This is a genomic window from Janthinobacterium sp. UMAB-56 (assembly GCF_900095265.1).
In the GTDB taxonomy this organism is placed as follows: Bacteria; Pseudomonadota; Gammaproteobacteria; order Burkholderiales; family Burkholderiaceae_D; genus Janthinobacterium.
Genome location: NZ_LT607653.1, coordinates 241,347 through 268,340, shown reverse-complemented (window position 1 = coordinate 268,340; position 26,994 = coordinate 241,347). Strand labels below are relative to the sequence as shown.

27 protein-coding genes are annotated in these 26,994 nt (G+C 61.9%); 13 read left to right on the top strand and 14 right to left on the bottom strand.

From position 1 onward, the window contains the following. Positions 1-11: 11 nt before the first annotated feature. From K0F85_RS07150 to K0F85_RS07140, 3 genes are all read right to left on the bottom strand, one after another. Complete coding sequence (locus K0F85_RS07150; RefSeq protein ID WP_219115325.1) at positions 12-1,223, bottom strand: phosphoglycerate kinase; 1,212 nt, start codon at positions 1,221-1,223, stop codon at positions 12-14. A 77-nt stretch (positions 1,224-1,300) separates the two neighbouring features. Further along, positions 1,301-1,651, bottom strand: a complete 351-nt coding sequence (locus K0F85_RS07145) for an AzlD domain-containing protein (protein ID WP_219115324.1) — start codon at positions 1,649-1,651, stop codon at positions 1,301-1,303. After that, the gene (locus tag K0F85_RS07140) at positions 1,644-2,378 is read right to left on the bottom strand and encodes an AzlC family ABC transporter permease (RefSeq protein ID WP_219115323.1); all 735 of its coding nucleotides are present in this window, start codon (positions 2,376-2,378) and stop codon (positions 1,644-1,646) included. Before K0F85_RS07140 ends, K0F85_RS07145 begins: the two co-directional genes overlap by 8 nt. 258 nt (positions 2,379-2,636) lie before the next feature. On the opposite strand from K0F85_RS07140, the gene K0F85_RS07135 reads away from it, so the two are divergent. The 4 genes from K0F85_RS07135 to K0F85_RS07120 all read left to right on the top strand — a co-directional run bounded on the left by K0F85_RS07135 (position 2,637) and on the right by K0F85_RS07120 (position 4,950). Further along, positions 2,637-2,831 carry a zinc-finger domain-containing protein gene (locus tag K0F85_RS07135; RefSeq protein ID WP_219115321.1) on the top strand — a complete coding sequence of 65 codons (195 nt, stop codon included), beginning with the start codon at positions 2,637-2,639 and terminating at the stop codon, positions 2,829-2,831. A gap of 73 nt (positions 2,832-2,904) precedes the next feature. Beyond that, entirely contained in the window at positions 2,905-3,330 is a 426-nt protein-coding gene (locus tag K0F85_RS07130; protein ID WP_219115320.1) for a nuclear transport factor 2 family protein, read from the top strand. After that, complete coding sequence (locus tag K0F85_RS07125; protein WP_374198644.1) at positions 3,330-4,367, top strand: YheT family hydrolase; 1,038 nt, start codon at positions 3,330-3,332, stop codon at positions 4,365-4,367. The genes K0F85_RS07130 and K0F85_RS07125 overlap by 1 nt, the downstream gene beginning before the upstream one ends. Next, the gene (locus K0F85_RS07120; RefSeq protein ID WP_219115318.1) at positions 4,360-4,950 is read left to right on the top strand and encodes a DUF2946 family protein; all 591 of its coding nucleotides are present in this window, start codon (positions 4,360-4,362) and stop codon (positions 4,948-4,950) included. Before K0F85_RS07125 ends, K0F85_RS07120 begins: the two co-directional genes overlap by 8 nt. A gap of 3 nt (positions 4,951-4,953) precedes the next feature. Here K0F85_RS07120 and K0F85_RS07115 read toward each other — a convergent pair whose 3' ends face one another. Further along, the gene (locus tag K0F85_RS07115) at positions 4,954-6,543 is read right to left on the bottom strand and encodes a M48 family metalloprotease (protein WP_219115608.1); all 1,590 of its coding nucleotides are present in this window, start codon (positions 6,541-6,543) and stop codon (positions 4,954-4,956) included. A gap of 152 nt (positions 6,544-6,695) precedes the next feature. Between K0F85_RS07115 and moaC the strand changes: the two genes are divergently transcribed. After that, positions 6,696-7,202, top strand: a complete 507-nt coding sequence (gene moaC, locus K0F85_RS07110) for a cyclic pyranopterin monophosphate synthase MoaC (RefSeq protein WP_219115317.1) — start codon at positions 6,696-6,698, stop codon at positions 7,200-7,202. On the opposite strand, the gene K0F85_RS07105 is transcribed toward moaC, so the two are convergent. Beyond that, positions 7,203-7,583, bottom strand: a complete 381-nt coding sequence (locus K0F85_RS07105; RefSeq protein WP_219115315.1) for a DUF6713 family protein — start codon at positions 7,581-7,583, stop codon at positions 7,203-7,205. It lies immediately after the preceding gene. 162 nt (positions 7,584-7,745) lie between these two features. Between K0F85_RS07105 and K0F85_RS07100 the strand changes: the two genes are divergently transcribed. After that, on the top strand, positions 7,746-8,468 hold the full coding sequence (locus K0F85_RS07100; RefSeq protein WP_219115313.1) for a flagellar brake protein: 723 nt from the start codon (positions 7,746-7,748) through the stop codon (positions 8,466-8,468). 21 nt (positions 8,469-8,489) lie between these two features. On the opposite strand, the gene K0F85_RS07095 is transcribed toward K0F85_RS07100, so the two are convergent. The 7 genes from K0F85_RS07095 to recA all read right to left on the bottom strand — a co-directional run bounded on the left by K0F85_RS07095 (position 8,490) and on the right by recA (position 15,487). Continuing rightward, a complete protein-coding gene (locus tag K0F85_RS07095; protein ID WP_219115311.1) occupies positions 8,490-8,954 on the bottom strand; it encodes a pilin in 465 nt (154 codons plus the stop codon). A 214-nt stretch (positions 8,955-9,168) separates the two neighbouring features. Then, positions 9,169-10,050 (bottom strand): succinate--CoA ligase subunit alpha, encoded by an 882-nt coding sequence (gene sucD, locus K0F85_RS07090; RefSeq protein ID WP_131373432.1) that lies wholly within the window; start codon positions 10,048-10,050, stop codon positions 9,169-9,171. A 13-nt stretch (positions 10,051-10,063) separates the two neighbouring features. Next, positions 10,064-11,233 carry an ADP-forming succinate--CoA ligase subunit beta gene (gene sucC, locus K0F85_RS07085; protein WP_219115310.1) on the bottom strand — a complete coding sequence of 390 codons (1,170 nt, stop codon included), beginning with the start codon at positions 11,231-11,233 and terminating at the stop codon, positions 10,064-10,066. 75 nt (positions 11,234-11,308) lie between these two features. Next, positions 11,309-11,869: a DUF2889 domain-containing protein gene (locus K0F85_RS07080; protein ID WP_219115308.1), complete on the bottom strand. Its 561-nt coding sequence runs from the start codon at positions 11,867-11,869 to the stop codon at positions 11,309-11,311. Positions 11,870-12,158: 289 nt separating this feature from the next. After that, a complete protein-coding gene (locus tag K0F85_RS07075; RefSeq protein ID WP_219115307.1) occupies positions 12,159-13,697 on the bottom strand; it encodes a class I SAM-dependent methyltransferase in 1,539 nt (512 codons plus the stop codon). Between the two features lie 95 nt (positions 13,698-13,792). Continuing rightward, positions 13,793-14,248, bottom strand: a complete 456-nt coding sequence (recX, locus tag K0F85_RS07070; protein WP_219115305.1) for a recombination regulator RecX — start codon at positions 14,246-14,248, stop codon at positions 13,793-13,795. Between the two features lie 135 nt (positions 14,249-14,383). Further along, positions 14,384-15,487 (bottom strand): recombinase RecA, encoded by a 1,104-nt coding sequence (recA, locus tag K0F85_RS07065; protein WP_099376371.1) that lies wholly within the window; start codon positions 15,485-15,487, stop codon positions 14,384-14,386. A 241-nt stretch (positions 15,488-15,728) separates the two neighbouring features. Here recA and K0F85_RS07060 point away from each other — a divergent pair, with 241 nt between their 5' ends. The 5 genes from K0F85_RS07060 to K0F85_RS07040 all read left to right on the top strand — a co-directional run bounded on the left by K0F85_RS07060 (position 15,729) and on the right by K0F85_RS07040 (position 21,693). Further along, positions 15,729-16,463 (top strand): response regulator transcription factor, encoded by a 735-nt coding sequence (locus K0F85_RS07060; RefSeq protein ID WP_034746066.1) that lies wholly within the window; start codon positions 15,729-15,731, stop codon positions 16,461-16,463. Further along, positions 16,460-17,998: a sensor histidine kinase gene (locus K0F85_RS07055; RefSeq protein WP_257572587.1), complete on the top strand. Its 1,539-nt coding sequence runs from the start codon at positions 16,460-16,462 to the stop codon at positions 17,996-17,998. Before K0F85_RS07060 ends, K0F85_RS07055 begins: the two co-directional genes overlap by 4 nt. Further along, positions 17,991-18,305: a DUF4212 domain-containing protein gene (locus K0F85_RS07050; RefSeq protein WP_257572586.1), complete on the top strand. Its 315-nt coding sequence runs from the start codon at positions 17,991-17,993 to the stop codon at positions 18,303-18,305. The genes K0F85_RS07055 and K0F85_RS07050 overlap by 8 nt, the downstream gene beginning before the upstream one ends. Then, positions 18,302-20,350 (top strand): sodium:solute symporter family protein, encoded by a 2,049-nt coding sequence (locus K0F85_RS07045; RefSeq protein WP_219115303.1) that lies wholly within the window; start codon positions 18,302-18,304, stop codon positions 20,348-20,350. The genes K0F85_RS07050 and K0F85_RS07045 overlap by 4 nt, the downstream gene beginning before the upstream one ends. 116 nt (positions 20,351-20,466) lie before the next feature. Continuing rightward, positions 20,467-21,693, top strand: a complete 1,227-nt coding sequence (locus K0F85_RS07040) for a 6-phosphofructokinase (RefSeq protein ID WP_219115301.1) — start codon at positions 20,467-20,469, stop codon at positions 21,691-21,693. On the opposite strand, the gene K0F85_RS07035 is transcribed toward K0F85_RS07040, so the two are convergent. Beyond that, positions 21,690-22,538: an IclR family transcriptional regulator gene (locus tag K0F85_RS07035; RefSeq protein ID WP_219115299.1), complete on the bottom strand. Its 849-nt coding sequence runs from the start codon at positions 22,536-22,538 to the stop codon at positions 21,690-21,692. The two genes, K0F85_RS07040 and K0F85_RS07035, sit on opposite strands and share 4 nt — an antisense overlap. 163 nt (positions 22,539-22,701) lie before the next feature. Here K0F85_RS07035 and K0F85_RS07030 point away from each other — a divergent pair, with 163 nt between their 5' ends. Together K0F85_RS07030 and K0F85_RS07025 are read left to right on the top strand one after the other, a co-directional pair. Beyond that, entirely contained in the window at positions 22,702-24,318 is a 1,617-nt protein-coding gene (locus tag K0F85_RS07030; RefSeq protein WP_219115297.1) for a GMC family oxidoreductase, read from the top strand. 126 nt (positions 24,319-24,444) lie between these two features. Next, positions 24,445-25,776 carry an MFS transporter gene (locus K0F85_RS07025; protein ID WP_219115295.1) on the top strand — a complete coding sequence of 444 codons (1,332 nt, stop codon included), beginning with the start codon at positions 24,445-24,447 and terminating at the stop codon, positions 25,774-25,776. 65 nt (positions 25,777-25,841) lie between these two features. Here the strand turns inward: K0F85_RS07025 and purM are convergent, their stop codons facing one another. Next, complete coding sequence (purM, locus tag K0F85_RS07020) at positions 25,842-26,885, bottom strand: phosphoribosylformylglycinamidine cyclo-ligase (RefSeq protein ID WP_219115294.1); 1,044 nt, start codon at positions 26,883-26,885, stop codon at positions 25,842-25,844. Positions 26,886-26,994: the final 109 nt, after the last annotated feature.

The following is a 26,994-nucleotide window of genomic DNA, read 5'->3' as shown; positions in this document are numbered from 1 at the left end:
CTGCTGCTGAATTAAGCAGCGCGCTGCATGAGAATTTCCACGGCGGGCAAGGTCTTGCCTTCCAGGAACTCCAGGAAAGCGCCGCCGCCCGTCGAGATATAGCTGATTTTATCGGTAATGTCGTATTTGGCAATCGCCGCCAGGGTATCGCCACCGCCGGCGATGGAAAATGCTTTCGACTCGGCAATGGCCAGCGCCAGGGTCTTGGTGCCGTTGCCGAACTGGTCGAATTCGAACACGCCCACGGGGCCGTTCCACACGATGGTGCCGGCGGCAGCGATCTGCAGCGCCAGCAGGGCCGCCGTTTTCGGGCCGATATCGAGGATCATGTCGTCATCAGCCACGTCAGCGACGTCCTTGACGGTCGCCACTGCCGTAGGCGAAAACTCCTTGGCGCACACGACATCGACGGGAATCGGCACTTGCGCGCCGCGCTTGGCCATGATGTCGATGATGGTCTTGGCTTCCTCGACGAGTTCCGCTTCCACCAGCGACTTGCCCACGTTCAAGCCGACGGCCTTCATGAAGGTGTTGGCGATGCCGCCGCCGACGATCAGATGATCGACTTTGTCGGACAGGGCTTTCAAAATGGTCAGCTTGCTCGACACTTTCGAACCAGCAACGATGGCCAGCAGCGGGCGGGCTGGCGCGTGCAAAGCTTTCCCCAGTGCATCGAGTTCGGCGGCCAGCAGCGGGCCGGCGCAGGCGACGGGCGCGAACTTGGCGATGCCATAGGTGGACGCCTCGGCGCGGTGGGCGGTGCCGAACGCGTCATTGACGTAGATATCGCACAACTTCGCCATTTTTTGCGCCAGCTCATCGCTGTTTTTCTTTTCGCCCTTGTTCACGCGCACGTTTTCCAGCAAGACCACCTGGCCGGCAGCCAGGTTTTCCAGGCCTGCGCCATCGACCCAGTTTTGCTTCAGCGCAACTTCCTGGCCCAGCAGCTCGGACAAGCGGGCAGCCACGGGCGCCAGACTGTCGGCAGGCTTGAACTCGCCTTCCGTCGGACGGCCCAGGTGCGACGTCACCATGACGGCGGCGCCAGCGTCGAGGGCGGCGCGAATGGCCGGCACCGAGGCGCGGATGCGCGTATCTTCGGTGATCTTGCCACTGTCATCTTGCGGGACATTCAGGTCGGCGCGGATAAACACGCGCTTGCCTTGCAGTGCATTTTGGGCGATCAAATCTTGCAGACGGATGAAGTTGAGAACAGCTGACATGGCGATCCAGATGACGAGTGGAAGGAAGTGCGCTATTTTACCGCAATGACCAGCCCACATCCCCGATTTGTCCTGCTTTACTGAAAAACATGCAACAGTCGCAATCCCGTGAAAACCAGCATGCCAAACACAATGGTTTGCAGCATATTGCGGCGAATCACAAAAAAGAGCGTGGCGGCAATACCCGACAAGAGTTTCAAATTAGACAAATCCAAGTGCACTTGCTGCCCGTTCATCAGCATGTCGGGCGCGATGATGGCCGCCAGCGCGCAAGCCGGCGCATAGCGCAGCATCTCGCCCACGCGGCGCGGAATGCTGATGTGATGACCGATCAGCCAGAACGTGCTGCGCGTGGCAGCCGTCGCCACCACCAGCACGGCGATGGCGATCCACACGTCGGACCTGCCCCAGTCTATGCCGTCAAACATGGCGTTTTTTCCATTTTTCTGTCCATTCTTCCACGGCCATGGCGCTCAGCATGCCCACCAGCACGGCCACGAGCAGGCCCAGCTTGTACGGCAGGCTGAACGCCAGCACGGCCACCGTGCCCGCCACCAGCACGCCGCACAGGGCTGCGCGGCTGAGAATCAGCGGCACCGTCACGCACAGGATTGCCAGGGTGCCGGCAAAACCCAGTCCCCACTCGGCCGGCACGACGGCGCCCAGCACGATACCGATGAAGGAACCGATTTGCCAGGCCAGCCAGTTGGGGTAGATCAAGCCTTTCAGGAAAGGCAGCTTGGCCGGGTCCGGCGTTTCATGGGGGTAGCGCTGCAGGAACAGGCCCACCGTGATGTCGCCGGCCACATAGCCGAGCGCAAAGCGCTGGCGCCACGGCAAATTGGCGAAATGGGGGGCCAGTAGCACGGAAAAGATGACAAAACGCAAATTGACGACGAGGGCCGTGGCAAAGATGACCCACACGGGCGCGTGCGCGGCCAGCAGGGGCAAGGACGCGAGCTGGGCCGAGCCGGCAAAGACGAACAGGGTCATGGCCCCTGCCTGCGCCAGCGTCAGGCCGCTTTTCACCATGGCCACGCCCACCACCATACCCCAGGCGGCGATGCCCAGCAGGGTGGGCGCGCCCAGGTTCAGGCCGGCGCGCCAGGCGTCTTTCAGCAGGGCATCGTCGCTGGCGGCCGGGACCGCGTTCAAGCGGCGCCCCGACAGGCGCACTGTGGTAACTGCACAACAATGGTGCGCGCAGCGCATGGTCGCAACGGTAATACCGGCAAGGCAAATCCAGTCAGTGTGGCGCTGCAGCTGCCAAATTTCCACAAAAAAAAGCGCCGCAGCCGCAGATGATCAAGCCGCCATTTTAGCCATGATTTTTGCTGTCTGCCTGAATCCGTTAAAATCGTGGTTTTGGCAGCAGCCGACTCCCTTCCATACAGCCTCACGGAGCATGACAAGATGACAAAATCCACCCAGCCAGCGGTCGAACTCGACAGTAAAGACTTGCCAGCCCACTGCCCTAACCCGGCCATGCCGCTGTGGTCGTCGCATCCGCGCGTGTTCCTGGAATTCAACAAGGACGGTATCGCCAAGTGCCCTTACTGCGGCACGGCCTACACCCTGAAGGAAGGCGCCAGCGCCGGCCATCATTAAACTGCCCAGCGGCGCGCCCCCAGCGCGCCGTTTTCATTTACACACTAGCTGTACCGCTCAAGCCGGAGTCGTCATGAAACGTCTGAAAGAACTCAATGGCAGCGCCGCGGAAGTCGAAGCGGCGTTCTACGATGCCTTGCACCGCGCCGACCTCGAAGCGCTGATGGCGCTGTGGGCCGACGATGAAGAGATCGTCTGCATCCACCCGGGCGGCGCGCGCCTGATCGGCCATGCCGCCATCCGCGCCTCGTGGGAAAGCATACTGGCGGGTGGCGGCCTGCACATCGTGCCGGCACAGTTGCATGAGACACACAATTTGATGAGCTCGGTGCACACGGTGATCGAAGGCGTCACTCAGGAAGAAGGCGGCCCGGCGCACCTGCTGGCCACAAATGTGTATGTGAAAACGCCGCGCGGCTGGCGCATCGTGCTGCACCACGCCTCCATCGCTCCCGGTGGCGCGCCGGCCGACAGCACGGGGGCGCAGATCCTGCACTGATGTCTTTGCCTCCTAAATACAACGTGCCCTATACCGCCCCGCTCTGGCTGCCTGGCGGCCACGCGCAGACGATTTATCCGGCCGTGTGCCTCGCCAAGCCGGCCGTGGCCTTCCGCCGCGAACGCTGGCAAGCGCCCGATGGCGACTTCGTCGACGTCGACCTGGTCGACGGCCAGCCAGGCCAGCCCTTCGTGGTACTGTTCCACGGGCTGGAGGGCTCATCGAACAGCCATTACGCGCGCGCCCTGATGAGCGAAGTGGCCGCGCGCGGCTGGTCGGGCGCCGTGCCGCATTTTCGCGGCTGCTCGGGCGAAGCCAACCTGGCGCCGCGCTTTTACCATTCGGGCGATGCGCAGGAAGTGGACTGGATCGTGCAGCGATTGCGTCCGCGCGCCACGGGAAAATTTTACGCGGCCGGCGTCTCGCTGGGCGGCAACGCCTTGCTGTGCTGGCTGGGCCAGTCGCAGCACCAGGCCGATTTCATCGATGCGGCGGCGGCCGTGTCCGCGCCGCTGGACCTGGCGCAAGGGGGCAAGGCCCTGTCCTCCGGCGCCAACCGGCTCTACACACGCATGTTCCTGAACACGCTCAAACCGAAATGCCTGGCCAAGCTGGAACAGTTTCCCGGCCTGTTTGCGCGCGACGCCATGTTGGCCGCGCGCGACTTGCACGCCTTCGACAATGTCGTCACGGCGCCCCTGCACGGCTACCGCGACGCCGACGATTACTGGCACCGCGCCAGCGCCAAGCACGTCTTGCAGGACATCACCGTGCCGACCCTGGTGCTGAATGCGCAAAATGATCCTTTCCTGCCCGGGCGCTTCTTGCCGCGCCATGCCGCGCCCAAGGTCGCGCTCGAATATCCGCGCCACGGCGGCCACGTCGGCTTTGCCGCAGGCAAGTTGCCGGGAAGCACACGCTGGCTGCCGCAACGGCTGATGCATTTTTTTGAAAGCGGCAACCCGGCGCCGGCCGCACCGCAAACCTGTCACGCTGACGCTGCGCGCACTCACACAGGAAACGCTACACATGGATGAACTCGTCAAACAGGCCCTGGCCAAATGGCCCAACGTACCCCACTGCTACGGCTGGCTGGGCCTGGACGCGCGCGGCCACTGGCGCATGCGCGACCAGCATGCGCAACAGCAACAACTGCCCGGCGACAAGATCGCCCATGTGGCCCTGTTGAACTTTATCCACCGCAATTACGACCATGACGAACGCGGTTGCTGGTTTTTCCAGAATGGCCCGCAGCGCGTTTATTTGAATCTGGAAGCGACACCGTATATCGCCCGCAGTGATCCGCAGCACGGATTTATCTTGCAGACAGGCGCACCGCTGACACAAATCGAGCAGGCTTACCTGTGCGACAACGGCGCGCTGATCTTGCGCCATGGCGACATCGTGGCACAGGTCGACGACCGCGACATGGCCCAGGTGCTGCCTGCGCTGCGCCTGGACGGGCTGGTATTGAGCGACGAGGCCCTGCTGGCCTGGCTGGAACAGCCTCAAGGCAACTTGATGTTAGTGCATGAAGGCAAGGAGATTGCCGTGCAGCCGCTGGCCTATGCCAACGTAGCGCAGCGCTTTGGTTTCCAGCGCGCGCCACGAGCCGAATAAAAACTAGCCCTTCTGGTCCTTGATCTGTTCGCGGCGTTTTTCCTGTAGCTCGCGCTCGCGCGCATCGATCACGGCCTGGTCATAAAAAGTCGCGTCCGTCGACTTGCGGGCGATCGTCAGCTGGTCCAGCGCGGCCATGGTGGCGCCCTGCAGCACGTAGGATTCGGCCAGCGCCATGTGCTGCAAGGTCATCTTGCCCTGGTCCGCATAGGCTTTCGCCAGTAAATCGTACAGTTCCGGCTCTTCCTTGTAGAGCTGCACCTGTTCGCGCAGATACAAGGTCGATTGTTCCAGCTTGCCGGCCGCCATCAGCGCTTGCGCATACTGGTGGGCAATGCCGCGCGAGAGGGGAAACTGCTGGCGCGCCGCATCGGCCGCCTTCAAAGCCTGTTGCGCCACTTCCTTCTTTTGCGCCGGCATCAAGAGCACTTCCAGCCCCATCGCCGCCAGCAGGGAATTGGGGGCCTGCGTGCCGCCCGAGGTCAACACATTCGGCCCGGCCGGCTGGTGCAGGGCGGCATTGGCCGCATCGAGTTCCTCCTGGGCCTCCGCCGGCTTGCCCTGCTTGACGGCGACAAAGGACAAGCCATAGTGGGCGGCCGTCACCTGGAAACGGCTTTGCTGTTCCAGCTGCGTCTTGAAGACCGCCTTGGCATTCAACAGGCCTTGCACGCTGTCATCCTGCAGCACGCGGGCGCGCGCCCGGGCCAGGTGGAAACTCAGGCTGTCCGCGCGCTGCTTGTAGGGCTGTTCGCGGATGCGCGCCTGGATGTCGGCGATGCGTTCGGTGGTCAGCGGGTGGGTCTGCAGGTAGGCGGGCATCAGGTCGCTGTACGAACGGCTGGCGGCCTGCATGCGACCGAAGAAGGCTACCATGCCAGTGGTATCGAAACCGGCCTCGCCCATGATCTGGAAACCGATGCGGTCGGCCTCGCGTTCGGCGTCGCGGCCGAAGTTGAGCTGGCGCTGGATGGCCAGGCCCTGGCCGGCGGCAAACACGCCCATGGCCACATCGCCGCCCGCGCGCGAAGCGAGCGCCGCCAGCAACATGGCCGCCAGCGGCATCAGGGCATCCTGGCGCTGCTGGCCCAGCATGCGTGCGATATGGCGCTGCGCCACGTGGCCGATCTCGTGCGACAGCACGGAAGCCAGTTCCGCCTCCGTTTGCGCCGCCAGCACCAGGGCCGAGTGCACGCCGATGAAGCCGCCGGGCAAGGCAAACGCGTTCAACTGGGGATCGCGCACGGCAAAGAAGAAATAGTCGTAATTCGTTTCGCCGCGCACGCTGGGGCGCGCCGCCACGAGGGCGTTGCCGAAGGTATTCAGGTATTCCAGCAGCGGGGCGTCATCGAGGTAGTCGCGGTCGCCGCGGATGCCGCGCATGATTTCCTCGCCAATCTTGCGTTCCATCGCCGGCGACAGGTCTTCGCGCGACGTATCGCCGAGGTTCGGCAGGTTCGGCGCCGGCGGCACGGCCAGGGGCGTCCAGCTGGCGGCAGGCTTGGCCGCCACGCTGGCGGTCGGCGCCGCTGGCGCGGACGTATAGGTTTGCGCCAGCACATATGGCGCAGCGAGGCAGAGGGCGGCCAGCAGCGCCGCGCGCCGGGAGCTGCGCAGCCATGCCGCAGCGGCGTTTTCAAGGACGATCGGAAGGGGAGTTTTTGAATTCACGGGTGCTATCATACCTTGTTAGCGGCGCCCATTCCCACGCGTGCCGCGCCCCACTCCTCACCTATTTTGACGCCATGACAACAGCAGACAAGCAAGCCCCCGCCGGGGAACTGAGCCATTTCGACGCCACGGGCCAGGCCCATATGGTGGACGTGGGCAGCAAGCAAGACACGCGCCGCAGCGCCGTGGCCGCCGGCACCATCCGCATGCAACCCGCCACCCTGGCATTGATTATGTCGGGCAACGCCAAGAAAGGCGACGTGCTGGGCATCGCCCGCATCGCCGCCATCATGGGCGCCAAGCGCACCAGCGACCTGATTCCCCTGTGCCACCCGCTGGCCCTCACGCGCGTCACCGTCGATTTTGAGGTGGATGCAGCGGCCAATAGCGTGCACTGCCGCGCCCAGGTCGACACCACCGGCAAGACGGGCGTTGAAATGGAAGCGCTTACTTCCGTACAAATCGGCTTGTTGACGATCTACGACATGTGCAAGGCCGTCGACCGGGGCATGGTCATGACGAATGTGCGCGTACTGGAAAAGCATGGCGGCAAGTCCGGCGATTGGCACGCCGAGGTGTAGTTATTGTGCCTGGCGCGCAAGCGCGCCCCGAATGCGGCGCACATCGTACAAGAGCCAGACGCCGCCGCACAGGCATAGCGCGATGATGGCCACGGACAGGGGCAAGTGGAATTGTTCCTGCCCTGCCAGCGCGAAACCGGCGTGTATCAGGAACGTGGCCACGCCCAGTGCCGCGCAAACTGCCGCATACAAGGGCGCCCGCGCGCTGGCCAGCAACACATGCTTGTAGCCCACCAGCAGCAGTGCAATGGCCGCGCCATTAAACACCAGAAAACCCTGCACGCCGCCCGGCACATCAAACATCTCCCACTCTTTCCAATAGGCAGCGTCGATTTGATGCAGGATCAGAAACAACATGGTCCAGAAGTAGCTGCGTGGCATAAGATTTACATTCGTCAATATGGATGCAATTGTAAAGCCTGCACTGCGCAATGGCCCATGCACATGGCACCGTCGATGCGAATATGAATTTCTTTGATATAAATGCTTTTTCATCAAGAAATCATGCATACTGCGAGTCGACAATATCCAGATGAGCATCGCATGACAAGCAACAAGCCCGCCGCCGAGACCAAGCTCCAGGACTTCGAATTCGAGGCCATGAATCTGCAAGTGGGGGGACGCATCCAGTTCATCACGCACCGCACCATCAAGCCCATCCAGCATTTCTCGACCCTGATCGGCTATGTGAAAGACGAGTACATGATCGTCAAGATTCCCATGGAAAACGGCGCGTCCATCGTACTCAACGAGGGAGACAAGCTGACCATCCGCGTGTTTTCCGGCGTTACCGTGTGTTCGTTTTCCTGCAGCGTGCTGCGCATCTTCGGCCGCCCGCTCAATTATGTGCACCTGAGCTTTCCCGACGCCATCCAGGGCACCAGCCTGCGCACGGCCATGCGCGTAAAAGTGGACATTCCAGCGCAGCTGAGCTACAGCAACGTGGCGGCCGTGCCCGTGTTCATCGTCAACCTCAGCGTCTCGGGCGCGCTGATCGAGGCGCCCAGCATGCTCACGCCCGATGACGAAGGCGTGGCGCTCAGTTTTACCCTGCTGGTGCCGCCGAACAAGCATCAGATGCGCGTCAATACGCGCGCGCGCATCCAGAACGTCAGCGTGGGCAAGCCGTCGAACGGCAATGCCGCCGACGTCGCTGAAATCTATACGTATGGCGTGCAATTCATCGACCTGGAACCGACCCACTACACCCTGCTGCAAAATCTCACCTATGAAGCGCTGATCGCGGACCGGCAAAAAATCGTCTGACACGGGCGCGGCAGGCGCCGCTCACTGCGTCGCCACCACCTTGGGAACATTGTTCCTGGTAAGGGCGTCCCTGGCCGCCAGATTCGTCACGCTGGTGCTATTGAACCAGTTCAGGCTGCTGGTGCCGAGCTGCAGCTCCATGCTCACCGTCTGGCCGCCCATGCCGCTGCCCAGGTCGTCGGCCAGGGTCAGCACGATATCGCCCTTGTCGACCTTGGCGGCGGCCACTTCACGCGTCGGGCTGAACACGGGAATGGCGCCGGACCCGGCCTCGGTGGGGGTGCTGCAGGCGGTCGCCAGCCCGCCGTTTTCCTGCACGCACAGGGCCACGGCCGTTTTCAACGGGGCAGCGGCCGCCAGCACATTGCTGACTTTGGCTCGCATCGTATAGTCGCCATATTGAGGAATGGCCACGGCCGCCAGGATGCCGGCGATGGCCACCACGATCATCAGTTCTATCAGGGTAAATCCGCTTTGTGCGCGCATCGTATCCTCCCATGGTGACGTTGCTCACGCCATCTACGACGCAAGCACCATGCCAGCGGCGCACCGGGGCAAGGGCGGCACACGTGGAAAGAAAAGCGACACATTTGGGCGGCTTCGGACCAGCGCCGTCGGCCCTGGGCGGGAATCGGCCTGTGTTGCGGACAAAAAAAAGGAGCCGAAGCTCCTTTTTTGTACTGCGTGAACCGGGCTGAAATTACAGCATGGCTTTCAGCAGACGCGCCATTTCCGACGGGTTTTTGGTCACGGTGATGCCGCAAGCTTCCATGATTTCCAGCTTGGCTTGTGCCGTATCGGCACCGCCCGAGATCAGCGCGCCGGCGTGGCCCATGCGCTTGCCTGGAGGAGCGGTCACGCCAGCGATGAAGCCAACGACCGGTTTTTTCATGTTGTCTTTGATCCAATAAGCCGCGTTGGCTTCGTCCGGACCACCGATTTCGCCGATCATGATGACCGCGTCGGTATCAGGATCGTCGTTGAACATCTTCATGATGTCGATGTGCTTCAGACCGTTGATCGGATCGCCGCCGATGCCGACTGCCGACGATTGACCCAGGCCCAGTGCGGTCAGCTGACCTACTGCTTCATAGGTCAGGGTGCCCGAACGGGAAACCACGCCGATACGGCCCTTCTTGTGGATGTGACCTGGCATGATGCCGATCTTGATTTCGTCTGGCGTGATCAGGCCTGGGCAGTTAGGGCCCAGCAGCAAGGTTTTGCTGTTGGCTTTAGCCATGCGGTCTTTCAGGACCATCATGTCACGCACAGGAATGCCTTCGGTAATGCAAATGGCCAGATCCATTTCAGCTTCGACAGCTTCCCAGATCGCCGCTGCCGCGCCTGCTGGCGGCACGTAGATCACGGAAACGTTGGCGCCGGTTTCTTTTTTCGCTTCGGTGACGTTAGCGAAAATGGGAATGCCTTCGAAGTCTTCGCCGGCTTTCTTCGGGTTCACGCCTGCCACGAAGGCAGCTTTGCCGTTCGCGTAGTCGCGGCAACCGCGGGTGTGGAACTGGCCGGTCTTGCCGGTGATCCCTTGGGTTACGACTTTGGTATCTTTATTGATCAGAATGGACATGTTGATTCCTTAATTAAGCTTGACCGGCAGCAGCGGCAACGACGCTCTTGGCTGCATCTTCCATGGTGTCGGCTGCGATGATAGGCAGACCGGAATCGGCCAGCATCTTCTTGCCCAGGTCTTCGTTGGTGCCCTTCATGCGCACGACCAGTGGCACGTTCAGCGAGACGGCCTTGACCGCAGCGATGACGCCTTCGGCGATCACGTCGCAACGCATGATGCCGCCGAAAATGTTCACCAGGATAGCTTTCAGGCCTGGGTTTTTCAGCATGATCTTGAACGCTTCGGTCACTTTTTCTGCCGTGGCGCCGCCGCCGACGTCCAGGAAGTTGGCTGGCTCGCCGCCGAACAGCTTGATGGTGTCCATGGTGGCCATGGCCAGGCCGGCGCCATTCACCAGGCAACCGATGTTGCCGTCGAGCGAGATGTAGGCCAGGTCGAATTTCGACGCTTCGATTTCAGCTGGATCTTCTTCGTCCAGATCGCGCAGGGCGACGATTTCCGGATGACGGAACAGGGCGTTCGGGTCAAAGTTGAACTTGGCGTCCAGGGCGATGACTTTGCCGCTGCCGGTGACGATCAGCGGATTGATCTCGGCCAGCGAGCAATCGGTTTCCCAGTACGCTTTGTACAGGCCTTGCAGGTTGACGCGGGCGTCGACGATGGAAGCGGCAGGCACGCCGATTTTGGCGGCGATGTCGTCTGCCTGGGCATCGGTCAGGCCAACGCCCGGATCGATGGTGACGTGGTGGATCTTCTCTGGGTGGCTCTCGGCCACTTCTTCGATGTCCATGCCGCCTTCGGACGAAGCCATCAGGACGATTTTCTGGGTAACGCGGTCGGTGACCAGCGAAACGTACAGTTCTTGTTTGATGTCGGCGCCTTCTTCTACCAGCAGGCGATTGACTTTCTGGCCTTCGGCGCTGGTCTGGTGCGTGATCAGCTGCATGCCCATGATCTGGTCAGCGTATTCTTTGACCTGTTCGATCGATTTTGCCACTTTCACGCCGCCGCCCTTGCCGCGGCCACCTGCGTGAATCTGCGCCTTGACGACCCATACCGGGCCGCCCAGGGTTTCCGCAGCCTTGACGGCTTCGTCGACGGACATGCACGGAATACCGCGTGGTACCGTCACTCCGTGCTGCCGGAGGATTTCTTTGGCTTGATACTCATGGATTTTCATGCTGGCTTCCCTTCTGATACTGATGTGTAAAAATACGGTTAGTGGTGCAAAAAAACAGGAAAAACAGCGCCGGGGTCACGCCTTGGCTACCCAGCGCGGGTAATACTGTGCAACCGCCCCGCCATCGGTGCGCAGGGCGTGGCATTTGTCGAGTTGAAACGGCTTTTCATGCGGCAAATCAGCATTCTCGCCGTCGCGGGTCGACCAGACATCGCCGGCAAATGCCTGAACCGTCGCAGTCGGCAAGACTTGCGCCAGTTCGGTCAAATGGGTACAGCCGGCGATTCCCGCCAGGCGCTGTTTCAAGTCGCGGCGGAAATTCTTCAATAAATTCAAACCGATCAGCGCCCTGTAAGCGGGGCCGATGGTATCGCAAAAACCGGGATAGGGCACGGCATCGGAGGCAGCTTCGGCCTCGACAATGGTCAGTTCGCGATCGACGGTAATGCGTAAATGGAGGTCATGCAGAGGGGTGCCGGCGGGACGCGGGCCGGAGGCCAGGGTCGCGTCATAGCTTTTGATATCGGTGATACGGGCGTCAATATCCCACAGGCCGTCGTCGCGCATATACGCTTGGACGTCGATAACGCGGGAGTGCCGGAGGGCGCGCCGGGATACGGGAGTTGACAGGGGCATAAGACCGATGCCGCTTGCGCGGCCAAAATTTAGTAAGCAGCCATGTGCCTAAAGCACTCTGTTCGCAGCTTCTACGAACAGCAACCGCACCTGCGGCGCCGCAAAAACCCTAAAAGTGTAGCACATTGGGCGCAGGTTGCGCCGCAACATAATTTTTCATTGCTTCGATAAAAACATTTCAATTTATAAATAGAAAACAGTGGCTTTCATGAAGTCATTCACAAAACGAATGATTGATATCATAAGAATCACTGCCAATGCCACGCGGCGAGGTGCTTCGGCATCAGCATCAATCGGCCACGCCCAGCGCCTGCAGGATGGGCAGTACGGTGACGCGGAAGCTTTCCGCCTGCACGGCCAGTTCGGCCAGGTTGTCCTCTTCCGTCGTCAGCACTGTGCCATTGCGCACCATGGTTTGCTGCAGTGCGCGTAAAGCCTGCCAGGCAAATGCCGCCCAGGTGTCGGCCTCCTGGTGCCCTTCCAGCCTGGCCAGCAGAAACAACTGTTGCAAATGCAACACACCGACGCCCCCGCCCGTCACCGGGCTGGCCAATGCGGCCAGGTCGGTACGCCCCAGGGCCTTTTCCAGCAAATGCCGATTCAGCCTGGCCGTGGCTGGCCGCGCCAGCGCGATCGCGGCGTCCTCCTGCACCGGCGATATGCAGGCTTTATGTGCCAGCACCAGCAGCATCTGCAGCAGGCTGCCCAGGTCGGCCAGGTTGGCGGGCAAACCCTGTTGCAGTTCGGCTATGGTATGGGGCTTGCAGTCACCGAGCAGTTCCAGCAAGGGGCCATACATGGCCGGATCCAGGTCGGCCTCGCCCAAGGCACCCGTCACCTTCATGGCGATCTGCTCGACCGGCGCCACCAGCAGGATGCGTACGGCGCGCAGTGCGGTAGCCTGTTCATGGGCGGTCAGTTTGCGGCTGCCCTTGACCCAGTAATCCTGGCGAAACTGCCGGTTAAGCAGGAAATCGGCAGTGTTCTCGCGGAAAGTGGCATCCGGAATCTGCGCCAGGAAAGCCATGTGTTCGGGCGAGAAATTGAGAGGGGCAACATGATCGGGGTAGGCGGCCGAACCGGCAAACTCGAGCTTGACTGCTGCCAGCACCGGCTTGATGGCCGAAAACGATACCGGTTGCCAGTAATGGTTGAAGTATTCGTGGGACAGGTAATTCGGATCCTGCTCGCTAAGCTGTTGCAGCCGCAGGGCGATGGCGGGATTGGCCAGCAGGTAGCGCGGCTTGGTCTCCATCATGCGCTTGACGAAGGATAGCGCGCTGCCCACGCGCGTCAGGGAATCCTGCCCCGGCGCGCTCAGCACGCGGCTGTGCTGCTCCATCAGGTCGCGGATCGGCGCCATCGCCGCCCAGCCCGCCTGCGTGTTGTAACTGATGTACAGCACGCCACCAGGCTTGAGCTTGCGCGCCAGGAAATCGGCGATATGCGCCTGGTTTTCCGGCGAGATCCAGCTCCAGATACCGTGCAGGGCGATGAAATCGAAGTCAGGCAGGTCGGTGCGGGCGCAAAAATCCTGAAACGATTGCTCCGACAGCAAGGCACCATTGCCGGAGACCTCGGCCAGTTCCTGCGCAAAGGCGGTCTGGGCAGGATTGAAATCGGTGCCATACCAGCGTGTGCAGGACGCTGCGGCATGGATATTGACGGTCACGCCCTGGCCAAACCCGAGTTCGCATGCGGTGCTGACCTTCGGCGGCTGTATTCCCCAGCTCAGCAGCAACAACTGTATGCGCAAGGGGTTCAATTCCGTGTAATAGCCGTAGGTGTATGCGGTTTCCGCCGTGTAGCCAGCATGCCAATTGCTCATCAGGTGTCCCGTATATCAGGTAAAAAAGCTGGGACGCAACATGCGCAGCAGCAATTGCGCAGAATAACTGATCCTTGCTGTCAAGTTAAAAAATATTACTCGTCTTCGGGCGCCAGGCCTTTCAAGGCCACCTGCACGGCGCGCTGCGAAAAGCCGCGCTGCATCAGGAAGCGCACCTGCTTGTTGCGCTGTTCGGCATCCTGCGCCACTTCACCGAATTTGCGCCGCCACACTTCGCAGGCGCGCGCGGTCTCGCCTTCGGCCAGGCCCGCCTTGAGTTCCTGCAGCGCTTCACCGCCTATGCCATGGCTTTGCAATTCCGCCATGATGCGGCTATTGCCGAAACGGGCCGAGCGGCGGTGGATCAGCGATTCGGAAAAGCGCTCCTGCGACAGCCAGTTGGCCTGCTCCAGGCTGTCGAGCAAGGCTTCCACGTCGTCACCTTCCTGCGCATGCCGCTGCAGCTTGCGCCGCAATTCCATGCGGCTATGCTCGCGCATCGACAAAAAACGTAGCGCCCTGCCCTTCAGGCTTAGTTGTACTGCTGCCATACACCCACCTTGTCTTTCATTCCACGATCACACCACCCAAACACAATCGCCGCCCGGCGCAACAGCGCGGGACGGCGATCATGGTCACACCTTGCCAGCCATCATCCGCAAGCGCGAATGATGGCTGATGGCAGCTTACTCGGCAGCCTTGGCTTCCGCCTTGGCAGCCTTGTCGGCGGCCTTATCGGCTTTTTCCGGTTTTTCAGCAGCCAGCGGCGGCAGTTCGCGCACGCCCAGCGAAGCGCGCACCTTGTTTTCGATTTCGCGGGCCAGCGCCGGACGCTCTTGCAGGAAGGCACGGGCATTGTCCTTGCCCTGGCCGATGCGTTCGCCGTTGTAGCTGTACCACGAACCGGATTTTTCCACGATCTTGGCATCCGAGCCCAGGTCCAGGATTTCGCCTTCGCGTGAGGTGCCGGCGCCGTACAGGATGTCGAAGTGCGCTTCCTTGAATGGTGGCGCGATCTTGTTCTTGACGACCTTGACCTTGGTTTCGTTGCCGATCACTTCGTCGCCGGACTTGATCGAACCGGTGCGGCGGATGTCCAGGCGCACGGAGGCGTAGAATTTCAGCGCATTGCCGCCGGTAGTCGTTTCAGGGCTGCCGAACATCACGCCGATCTTCATGCGGATCTGGTTGATGAAGATGACCAGGGTATTCGTGCGGTTGATGGAACCGGTCAGCTTGCGCAGGGCTTGCGACATCAAACGCGCTTGCAAACCCGGCAGGGAATCGCCCATATCGCCTTCGATCTCGGCGCGTGGCGTCAACGCGGCCACGGAGTCGATGACGACCAGGTCGACGCTGCCCGAACGCACGAGGGCGTCGCAGATTTCCAGCGCCTGCTCGCCCGTGTCCGGTTGCGAGATCAGCAATTCGTGCAGGTTCACGCCCAGCTTTTGAGCGTAGCCGACATCGAGCGCGTGCTCGGCATCGATAAAGGCGCAGGTGCCGCCCAGTTTTTGCATTTCAGCAATGGTTTGCAGGGTCAGGGTGGTTTTACCTGACGATTCCGGACCGTAGATTTCCACCACGCGGCCGCGCGGCAAGCCGCCCACGCCCAGCGCGATATCGAGGCCGAGCGAACCGGTCGACACGACTTGCACTTCTTCGATCGCCGCGCTGGCATCCATGCGCATGACCGAACCTTTGCCAAACTGCTTCTCGATCTGCGCCAGTGCGGCGGCGAGCGCCTTGGCTTTTTCCGATGCGGGTACTACAGCTTTTTTATCGTCCATATGTTCTTTCAGCCGTTCTACAGTTGCGGATTCACGTGAATCGTGCAGCCTGCGATAGCGCCAGTGGGTTAAATTCTTTACACAGACAGTACTGTATAAAAAAACAGTGATCAATGCAAGCGGAACGTGGATTTGTTTTGAAACAGATCAATACAAGCCTGGATTTTCACAAAAACTATCCACCTTGCGGAAAATGAAACACAATACAAGCTTCTACCGCCGCAAGCATAGGAAGTGCACCATGCGTATTTTACTTGCCGAAGATGACAGCGTGCTGGCCGATGGCCTGACCCGCTCGCTGCGCCAGTCCGGTTATGCGATCGACTACGTCAAGACCGGCCAGGAAGCCGACACGGCCCTGTCCACACAGGAATTCGACCTGCTGATCCTCGACCTGGGCCTGCCCAAGATGTCCGGCCTGGAAGTGCTGCGCCGCCTGCGCGCGCGCGCCTCGCTGCTGCCCGTGCTGATCCTGACGGCCGCCGATTCCATCGAACAACGCGTGAATGGCCTCGACCTCGGTGCCGATGATTATATGGCCAAGCCGTTCGCCCTGTCGGAACTGGAGGCAAGAGTGCGCGCCCTGACGCGGCGCGGCGCCGGCGGCGGCGCTACCATCATCAAGCACGGCCCCCTCAGCTACGACCAGGTGGGGCGCAGCGCCTACATCAACGACCAGATGCTCGACCTGTCGGCGCGCGAACTGGGCTTGTTGGAAATCCTCCTGGGCCGCACCGGCCGCCTCGTTTCGAAAGAGCAGCTGGTCGACCACTTGTGCGAATGGGGCGAAGAAGTGTCGAACAACGCCATCGAAGTGTATGTCCACCGCTTGCGCAAGAAGATCGAAGTGGGCGGCGTGCGCATCGCCACCGTGCGCGGCCTCGGCTATTGCCTGGAAAAATACTCGGAAGCGGCGCGCCTGAACGCCGAAGCGGGCGAGTCGGCAAGCCCGGCCAGCGGACCCGCCAGCAAGTGAAGGCGCGCGAGGCGCCAGCGGACGAGGCGGACGACGACGACTGGTTCGAGCCGCCCACCACGGAGCAGGATGACACCATCGAGCATTCGCTGTTCGGCGAAATCCTCGACTGGATGCTGGCGCCCTTGCTGCTGCTGTGGCCGATGAGCATCGCCATCACCTATCTGGTGGCCAAGGGCATCGCCAATCAGCCGTTCGATCATGCGCTGGAAGACAGCGTGACGATGCTCACGCAGCAGGTCAAACAGGCCGACGGCGCCATGCCGCGCCGCGCGCCGAACAAGAACAGCGGCAACAAGGGACGCGATTTCCTGCGCGGCGACGATGTCGACACACTGTATTACCTGGTGGTGGGGCCACGCGGCGAGTACCTCGACGGCGATCGCGATTTGCCGCCGCCGCAGGACCCCGACAAATACCGCAGCGGCATGGTGCTGTTTCGCAATGACACCATCCACGGCACTCCCGTGCGCGTGGCGTTCAGCTATCTCGACATTCCGTCCGGCAATGACGATGAGCAGAGTCGCGCGCTGGTGCAGGTGGCCGAGACGCTGGAAAAACGCGCCCAGCTGGCCAATGAAATCATCAAGGGCGTGATTTTGCCGCAGTTCATCATCCTGCCCGTGATCCTGGCCCTGGTCTGGTTTGCCCTGGCGCGCGGCCTGTCGCCGCTGGCGCAATTGCAGGAGCGCATACGCGCCCGGCCGCCCGACGATTTGAGCCCCATCGAATCGGGCCAGGTGCCCGAGGAAATCACGCCACTGGTCGGTTCGCTCAACGAGATGCTGGCACGCCTGTCGCTGTCGATCGACATGCAGAAACGTTTCATCGCCGATGCCGCGCACCAGATGAAAACGCCGCTGGCCGGCATGCGCATGCAATCCGAGCTGGCCCTGCGCCAGACCGACCACGACGAAATTCACCGCTCGCTCTTGCAACTGGCGAAAAGTTCGGAGGCGGCCACGCGCCTGGTCAACCAGCTGCTGGCCCTGGCGCGCGCGGAAAACCAGCCGCAGGCCGGCACGGCGTTCGAACCGATCGAGCTGAGCGAACTGGCGCGCGGCGTGGTGCAGGATTGGGTGCAAGCTTCGTTTGCCCAGCATATCGATCTGGGCTTCGAACAGCCCGCGTATTCGATCATGATTTCCGGCAATGCCATGATGCTGCGCGAACTGCTGAGTAATCTGATCGACAATGCCCTGCGCTACACGCCGGCCGGCGGCAGCGTCACGGTGCGCGTGCGCAGCACCCTGGAGCTGGCCATCCTGGAAGTGGAAGATACGGGCCCCGGCATACCGCAAGCCGAGCGGACGCACGTGTTCGAACGCTTTTACCGCATTCTTGGCAGCAACGTCGATGGTAGCGGCCTGGGCCTGGCCATCGTGCGCGAAATTGCCCAGCAGCATGGCGCCGAAGTCGATATTTTTAACAATCCGCGCGCGCACTCGCCGAAACTGCCGGGCACCCTGCTGCGCCTGAGCATCGCCCTGCTGTTGCCGGACGCGCCAGAAGAGGATGACATCACGTATGGATAAGCCCAGCCTGCCTGCGGCGCCGCTGCGCCCGGCCCGCACGCCCAGCCCCGAACTGCAGGCGCGCCTCGATGTGCACTGGCACAAGACGCGGCGCCTGACGGCCATCTTGCTGCTGATCTGGCTGCTGACGGGCTTCCTGACCGTGTTTTATGCGCGCGAGCTATTGCATCTGAACCTGTTCGGCTGGCCGCTGCCCTTTTATATGGCGGCCCAGGGCGCCTCGCTGGTCTACCTGGCCATCATCGCCTTCTATGCCTGGCGCATGCGCCGCCTCGACCGGGCGTTTCATGCCGAGGAGCAAGTATGAGTAGCCAGCGCAGCTTCTTTGCGCGCCTGTGCCGCTACTACCTGCTGTTTACCGCCGGTTTCGCCGCCTTCCTGCTGGCCCTGTCGGTGCTGGAACAGGAAGGCATGCCGCGCGCGTGGATCGGCTACCTGTTCATGCTCGTCACCATCACGCTGTACGCCACCATCGGCGTCATCAGCCGCACCTCGAACGTCACGGAATACTATGTGGCAGGGCGTCGGGTACCTGCCATGTTCAACGGCATGGCCACGGCCGCCGACTGGATCTCGGCCGCCAGCTTCATCAGCCTGGCCGGCGGCCTGTACCTGAACGGCTTCGACGGCCTGGCCTTCATCATGGGCTGGACGGGCGGCTATTGCCTGGTTGCACTATTGATCGCGCCCTACCTGCGCAAGTTCAGCCAGTACACGATTCCCGATTTCCTCGCCGCGCGCTACGGCAGCGGCACCGACAAACGGGGCGCCAGCGTGCGCGTGGTGGCCGTGGCCGCCACCATCATCGTATCGTTTACCTATGTGGTGGCGCAGATCTACGCCGTCGGCCTGATCGCCTCGCGCTTCACGGGCGTGGATTTTTCCGTCGGCATCTTCCTCGGCCTGGCCAGCATCCTCGTCTGCTCCTTTCTTGGCGGCATGCGCGCCATCACCTGGACCCAGGTGGCGCAGTACATCATCATCCTGGTTGCTTTTCTGATTCCCGCCATATGGCTGTCGGTCAAGCATGCGGACAATCCCGTGCCGCAGATCGCCTACGGCAAGGTGCTGCCGCAACTGAGCGCGCGCGAACACGTGCTGGAAACGGATCCGAAAGAAAACCAGGTGCGCGCCATTTTCCGCCAACGCGCGCAAAGCTACGAGGCACGCATCGCCGGCTTGCCCGCGTCGTGGGAACAAGGCCATCTGGCAGCCCAGCGCCAGCTCGATAGTTTGCGCCAACGCAATGCCTCGCTGTTCGACATCCGCAACGCGGAACGCTCCCTGATTGCGTATCCGAAAAGTCCCGACGAGGCACGCGAGCTGTGGCAGGCCGCGCAGGCACAGAACCAGAAACGCGCCGAGCCGATCATTCCGCACGCGCAACCGTTTCCCGCTGCCGACCGAGAGCAGTCCGACATCAAGCGTAACAATTTTCTGGCCCTCGTGTTTTGCATGATGCTGGGCACGGCCGCCCTGCCGCATATCCTCATGCGATCGTACACCACGCCCTCCGTGCACGAAACGCGCGTCTCCGTCTTCTGGACCCTGTTCTTCATCTTGTTGATCTACCTCACGATTCCTGCGCTGGCTGTACTGGTCAAGTACGATATTTACTCGGCGCTGGTGGGCACGCAATATGCGAACCTGCCCACCTGGGTATCGTACTGGGCCAATGTGGATAAGCTCAGCCCTCTGATCAGCATCGTCGACGTCAACCGCGACGGCATCGTGCAACTGGCGGAAATTTCCATCGACGCCGACGTGCTGGTGCTGGCCACGCCCGAGATCGCCGGCCTGCCCTACGTGATTTCCGGCCTGGTGGCGGCCGGCGGCCTGGCCGCAGCCCTGTCGACGGCCGATGGCTTGCTGCTGGCCATTTCCAACGCCCTGTCGCACGATATCTATTACAAGGTGGTCGATCCCAGCGCCTCGACGCAAAAGCGCGTGACGATTTCAAAGTTGCTGCTGCTGGCCGTGGCCTTCATCGCCGCCTATGCGGCCTCGCAAAAACCGGCCGATATCCTGTCGCTGGTGGGCGTGGCGTTTTCACTGGCCGCCTCGACCCTGTTCCCGCCGCTGGTGCTGGGCGTCTTCTGGCAACGCGGCAATTACCAAGGGGCGCTGGCCGGCATGCTGACGGGCTTTGGCGTGTGCCTGTATTACATGTTGCACACGAGCACCATGCTGGGCGGCAATGCCAGCGGTCAATGGTTCCATATCGCACCCATCTCCGCCGGCATCTTCGGCGTGCCGGCCGGTCTGGCAGCAGCCGTGCTGGTCAGCTGGCTGACACCGGCGCCAGGGCGCCGCAGCACGGGGTTGATCGAGCATATCCGGGCGCCCGAATAGCAGCGCATCCAGGACTGGGGTGACATGCAGTCATTCCACGACAGAACTATCGGAAAACATCGTGCCCCGGTAAAAAAGGAGTAGGCTGGAGGGCCGTTCCATTACGAGGAAATCCCATGCCATCTGGAAAAATTCTTGTTGCCCAGGGAGGCGGCCCCACCGCCGTCATCAACCAGTCGCTGGTGGGCGTGGTGCTCGAATCGCGGCGCTTCCAGCACGTCACGCGCGTGTATGGCGCGCTGCATGGCGTGCGCGGCATCGTCAATGAAGAGTTTGTTGATCTGACGCAGGAAACCAGCCATAACCTGGAACTGGTGGCCGCCACGCCATCGTCGGCCCTCGGCTCCACGCGCGACAAGCCCGATATTGCCTACTGCCAGCAAATCTTCGAAGTGCTGCGCGCGCACGAGATCGAGCACTTCTTCTATATCGGCGGCAATGACTCGTCCGACACGGTGCGCATCGTCAGCGAAGAAGCGCACAAGGCCGGCTATCCGCTGCGCTGCATCCACATCCCGAAAACCATCGACAACGACCTGGTCGGCAGCGACCACACGCCCGGCTTTCCATCGGCAGCGCGTTTCGTCGCGCAAGCGTTCGCCGGCGCCAACCTCGACAACGCGGCCTTGCCCGGCGTCTACGTGGGCGTGGTGATGGGTCGCCACGCCGGCTTCTTGACGGCCGCCTCGGCGCTGGGCAAGAAGTTCCCCGACGATGGCCCGCACCTGATCTACGTGCCCGAGCGCGTCTTCGTGCTGGAACAATTCCTCGCCGACGTGAAGGCAACGTATGCCAAATATGGCCGCTGCGTGATCGCCGTCTCGGAAGGCATCCACGACGCCTCGGGCGAGCCGATCGCCAGCCTGCTGACCAGGCAGTTGGGAAATGAGGTAGAGCGCGACGCGCACGGCAATGTGCAATTATCAGGCACGGGCGCGCTGGCCGACCTGCTGTGCGACGAAATCAAGGCCAGGCTGGGCATCAAGCGCGTGCGCGGCGATACCTTCGGCTATCTGCAGCGCTCCTTCATCGGCTGCGTCTCTGATGTAGATCAACGCGAAGCGCGCGAAGTGGGCGAGAAGGCGGTGCAGTTTGCCATGTGGGGCGACCGTGACGGCTCTGTGGCCATCAAGCGCACGGGCTTCTATTCCGTCGACTACGAGCTGCTGCCCCTGTCCGACGTGGCGGGCAAGACGCGTACCATGGAAGACGAATTCATCAGCGCCAGCGGCACGGACGTGACCGATGCTTTCCGGCTCTATCTGCGCCCGCTGCTGGGATCTAGCATGCCAGACGCCTTCCGCCTGCGGGCGGCCAAGGTGGCGAAAGTACTCAAGCCCTAGCTGGACTCCGCCAGTAGCAGCGGCCGCAGCTTGACGGCCGCCTCCTTGAGCTGCGGCACGTGCTGCAGCAGTTGCTCCACAGACTTTCTCGCCACGGGCGCGTGACAGGCCACGGCCGCCACGATGCGTCCGTCGGCCGCGCAGATGGGCACGGCTACGGCCACCATACCGTGCACGAATTCCTCATCGTCGATACCGATGCCCAGCCGGGCGATGCGCACGATCTCGCGTTCCAGCAGCACGGAATCGATCATGCTTTTCGGCGTGCGCGCCTGCAAGGTCAGCGTGAGCAGCAATGCGCGCCGCTCCAGCAACGACATGTGCGCCAAAAACAGCTTGCCACTGGCCGTGCAATGCAGAGGCGCACGCGTGCCCAGCACCAGGTGCAGGCGCAGCGCTTCCTGCGTTTCCACCCGGTCCACATACACGATCGCATTACCCTCGGGAATGGCGAGATTGCAGGTCTCGCCCGTGGCTGCCACCAGGCTGCCCAGGATGCTGCGGCTCACGCGGATCAAGGCATTGTTGCGCAGGGTCGCCAAGGCCAGGTTGGTGGACGCCGCACCGGGCACGTAGGCCCGCCCCACGGGCGTGCGCAGCACATAGCCATGTTGCTCCAGGGTATCGAGCAGGCGCATCATGCTGGCCTTGGGCACCTGCATGCGCGCAGCCAGCTGCGACAAGGTCAGCGGCTGGCTGGCGCTGGCCAGGTGCTCGATCAGGCGCAGCACGCGCAAGCCACGCGCCTCGTCGCCATGGCTGGCCGCCGCATGGGCTGCCACCACGCCACCCGCCGAGCTGTCTTCTTCGGCCTCGGCCTGCCGTTTTTGAAACGCATCATGCATGTTCTGTTTCACCTCTCGCGTATGCGGCTGTTTCCGCTTGTCCCGGTGCTGCATGTCTTTTATAAATGGAACCAGATGTTCCATAAATAATCAATAAAGACCAGTGTATCGCAAAAAACGCCCGCCGAGGCGGCTCGATACCGCAACGCAGGAGACAAGAGAAATGTTGCAAAAACACTACGACTACATCGTCGTCGGCGCCGGTTCGGCCGGCTGCGTGCTGGCCAACCGCCTGTCGCACGACAGCAATAAGCAGGTATTGCTGCTGGAAGCGGGCGGCAGGGACAACAATCCCTGGATACACGTGCCGGTCGGCTATTTCAAGACCATGCACGACCCCAAACTGGACTGGTGCTACCGCACGGAGGCCGATGCCGGTATCGCCGGGCGCCAGCTGCAATGGCCCCGCGGCAAGGTGCTGGGCGGCTCCAGCTCGCTCAACGGCTTGCTGTATGTGCGCGGCCAGAAGGAGGACTACGACCGCTGGGCTGCGCTGGGCAATGCAGGCTGGAGCTATGCCGAGGTGCTGCCCTATTTCAAGAAATCGGAAGACCAGGAACGCGGCGCCAGCGATTACCACGGCGTGGGCGGCCCGTTAAAAGTGTCGGACCTGCGCCTGCGCCGCCCCATCGCGGAGCACTTCATTGCCGGCGCCACGGAAAGCGGCATCCCCTTCAATACCGATTACAACGGCGCCACGCAGGAAGGGGTCGGCTACTTCCAGCAGACGGCCAGCAAGGGCTTGCGCTGGAGCACAGCCAAAGCCTTTTTGCGACCGGCCCGCAAGCGCGCCAACCTGCACGTGGAAGTGCGCGCGCACATCATGCGCGTGCTGTTCGAAGGCAAGCGCGCCGTCGGCGTCGAGTACCGGCAGGATGGGCAGCTGCGCCAGGCGCGCGCCAGCGGCGAAGTGATTTTATGCGCGGGCGCCATCGGCTCGCCGCACATCCTGCAATGCTCGGGCGTGGGGCCACGCGCCCTGCTCGGGGAAGTGGGCGTGCCGCTGGTGCACGACTTGCCCGGCGTGGGACAGAATCTGCAAGACCATTTGCAAATCCGCCTGGTCTTCAAGACCCGGCTGAAAACCCTGAACGATGAAGTCAACAGCCTGTGGGGCAAGCTGTGGGTAGGCATGCAATATGTGTTTTCCCGCTCCGGCCCCTTGACCTTGGCAGCCAGCCAGGTGACGGTGTTTACCAAGTCTTCGCCCGAGATAGAGCGGCCCGACATCCAGTTTCACATGCAACCGCTGAGCGCCGACAAGCCGGGCGAAGGCGCGCATCCGTTTTCCGCCTTTACATCGTCCGTGTGCCAACTGCGCCCGCACAGCCGTGGTCACGTATCGATCAAGTCGGCCGATCCCATCATCTACCCGGGCATCTACCCGAACTACCTGTCCGACCCGCGCGACCAGCAGACGGCAATTGCCGCCCTGCGCGTGGCGCGCAAAATCGCCGCCGCCCCGTCGCTGGCGCCGCACATCATTTCCGAGTTCGTGCCCGGCCCCCAATTCGAGACGGACGCGGAACTGCTGGACGCGGCGCGCCGTTTCAGCCAGTCGATTTACCACCCCAGCGGCACCTGCAAGATGGGCCACGACGCCATGGCCGTCGTCGACGAGCGCCTGCGCGTGCACGGCATGCGGAACCTGCGCGTGGTCGATGCATCGATCATGCCGGAAATCGTCTCGGGCAATACGAATGCGCCCACCATCATGATCGCCGAAAAAGCGGCCGACATGATCCTGGCAGACGCCCTGCGCCTGCCACAGGCCGCCTAGTCCGCGCCCCATTTCACCTCAGCAAGGAGGATGCCAACGGCGGGCAGACGGGCCCGCCCCCAATGACTCGGCGACAAGCCGAGCATCAAAAAAACACACATAATCGATATCGATTGGAGACTAGATATGGACAACAATCCCAACAACCCGAAAAAGGCCAAAGAGCTACGGAGAGTCGTGATGGCCAGCGTGATCGGCGCCACCATCGAGTGGTATGATTTTTTCCTGTACGGCGTCGTGGCCGGCATCGTATTCAGCAAACTGTATTTCCCGGGCGGCGATCCGCTCGTCTCGACCATGCTGGCCTACGGCACCTTCGCCGTGGGCTTTTTGTCGCGCCCCATCGGCGGCGTGATCTTCGGCCACTTCGGCGACAAGATCGGCCGCAAGAGCATGCTGGTGATGACCCTGATGATCATGGGAATCTCTACCTTCCTGATCGGCGTGCTGCCGACGTATGAGCACATCGGCTACTGGGCGCCGGGCCTGTTGCTGTTCCTGCGCGTGCTGCAGGGCATCGGCCTCGGTGGCGAATGGGGTGGTGCCGTGCTGATGGCGTATGAATATGCGCCGTCCAAGGAGCGCGGCTTCTATGCCAGCCTGCCGCAGATCGGCCTGGCCATCGGCCTGTGCCTCGCCTCCGGCGTGGTGGCCATCCTGTCGTACAGCTTGAGCGATGCGCAGTTCCTGTCCTGGGGCTGGCGCGTCGCCTTCATCCTGTCGGCAGCCCTCGTCTTCATCGGCATGTGGATACGCCTGAACGTCATGGAAACGCCGGAATTCCAGGCCGTCAAGGAAAAGAATGCGGAAACGCAGATCCCGTTTTTCGACCTGTTGAAGCGCTATCCGGGCAATGTATTAAAAGGCATGGGCGCGCGCTATATCGACGGCGTGTTCTTCAATATCTTCGGCGTGTTTTCCATCACTTATCTGACCAACACCATCAAGATCGCCCGCACGGAAGCGCTGATGGGCGTGATGGCGTCGGCTGTCGTGATGTGCTTCTGCATCCCCTTCTTTGGCCGACTGTCGGACCGCATCGGCCGCAGCAAGGTGTTTTTCTGGGGTGCATTGATCACCGGCTTGTCATCGATACCCGCCTTCTGGATCATGCTCAATCACGCCGACAATCCGCTGCTGCTGTGGTGTTCCGTGATCATCCCGCTGGGCGTGCTGTATTCGGCCGTGTATGGCCCGGAAGCGGCCCTGTTCTGCGACCTGTTCGATGCCAAGGTGCGCTACACGGGCATCTCCTTCGTCTACCAGTTCTCCGGCATCTTCGCCAGCGGCCTGACGCCCATCATCGCCACCTACCTGTTGAAAACGGGGAATGGCGAACCATGGCACATCGTCGGCTACATCCTGTTCGCCTCCCTCGTCTCGGCCGTCAGCGTGGCCATGATCGGCAAGGGCGGCTCGCAGCAGGAAGGCAGCAGGAAGCCGGTGCATGCAAGGTAAGATATCTGGACATAAAAAAAGGCAGGCCTCTCGCGAGTGCCTGCCTTTTCTGTGCGTGCTAAAACTTAGATAACGATGGTCTGGTGCTCGTCACCGTTACGCGCGCGGATGGTGCCGATGCGCGAGACGCTTTCGCCGGCCGCTTGCAATTGGGCGATGGCGGCGTCCGCGTTTTCCTGCGAGACGATGACGGTCATGCCGATGCCGCAGTTGAAGACGCGGTGCATTTCGGCGTCAGCCACGCCGCCGTGCTGCTGCAGCCACGTGAACAGCGGTGGCATGGTCCATGCCTTCGAGTCCAGCTCGGCCACCAGGCCAGGCTGCAGCACGCGCGGAATATTTTCCACCAGGCCGCCACCGGTGATGTGCACCATGCCCTTCACTTCCATAGCATCCATCAGCGCCAGCAGCGGCTTGACGTAGATGCGCGTCGGCTGCATCAGCACGTCGGCCAGTTTGCGGCCGTGGAAGTCGCCTTCCAGGTCAGGCTTGGCCACTTCGATGATCTTGCGCACCAGCGAGTAACCGTTCGAGTGCACGCCCGACGAGGCCAGGCCCAGCACCACGTCGCCCGGGGCGATCTTGCTGCCGTCGATGATTTTCGATTTTTCCACGGCGCCGACGGCAAAACCTGCCAGGTCGTATTCGCCGGCCGGGTACATGCTCGGCATTTCCGCCGTTTCGCCGCCGATCAGCGCGCAACCCGCTTGCTCGCAACCCTGGGCGATGCCCTTGATGACGTCGGTGGCGATCGCCACGTCCAGCTTGCCGCAAGCGAAGTAGTCGAGGAAGAACAGGGGCTCGGCACCTTGCACCAGGATGTCGTTGACGCTCATGGCGACCAGGTCGATGCCGACCGTGTCGTGGCGGTTCAGTTCGAACGCCAGGCGCAATTTCGTGCCCACGCCGTCGGTGCCCGAGACCAGCACCGGTTCCTTGTACTTCTTGCTGATTTCAAACATGGCGCCAAAACCGCCCAGGCCGCCCATCACGCCTTCGCGCAGGGTGCGCTTGGCAAACGGCTTGATTGCTTCGACTAAAGCGTCGCCTGCGTCGATATCGACGCCAGCGTCACGGTAGGAAAGGGAAACATTAGAAGTCTGGTTCATGGTGTGGTGGCAGCGGAGGCGGTAAAATAGAAGGCGGATACCCGCCGGCACGCGCGCGAACATGTTTTTCAACATCGTGCGGCAGGGCGCCAGCGGGTGAATTCGGTCG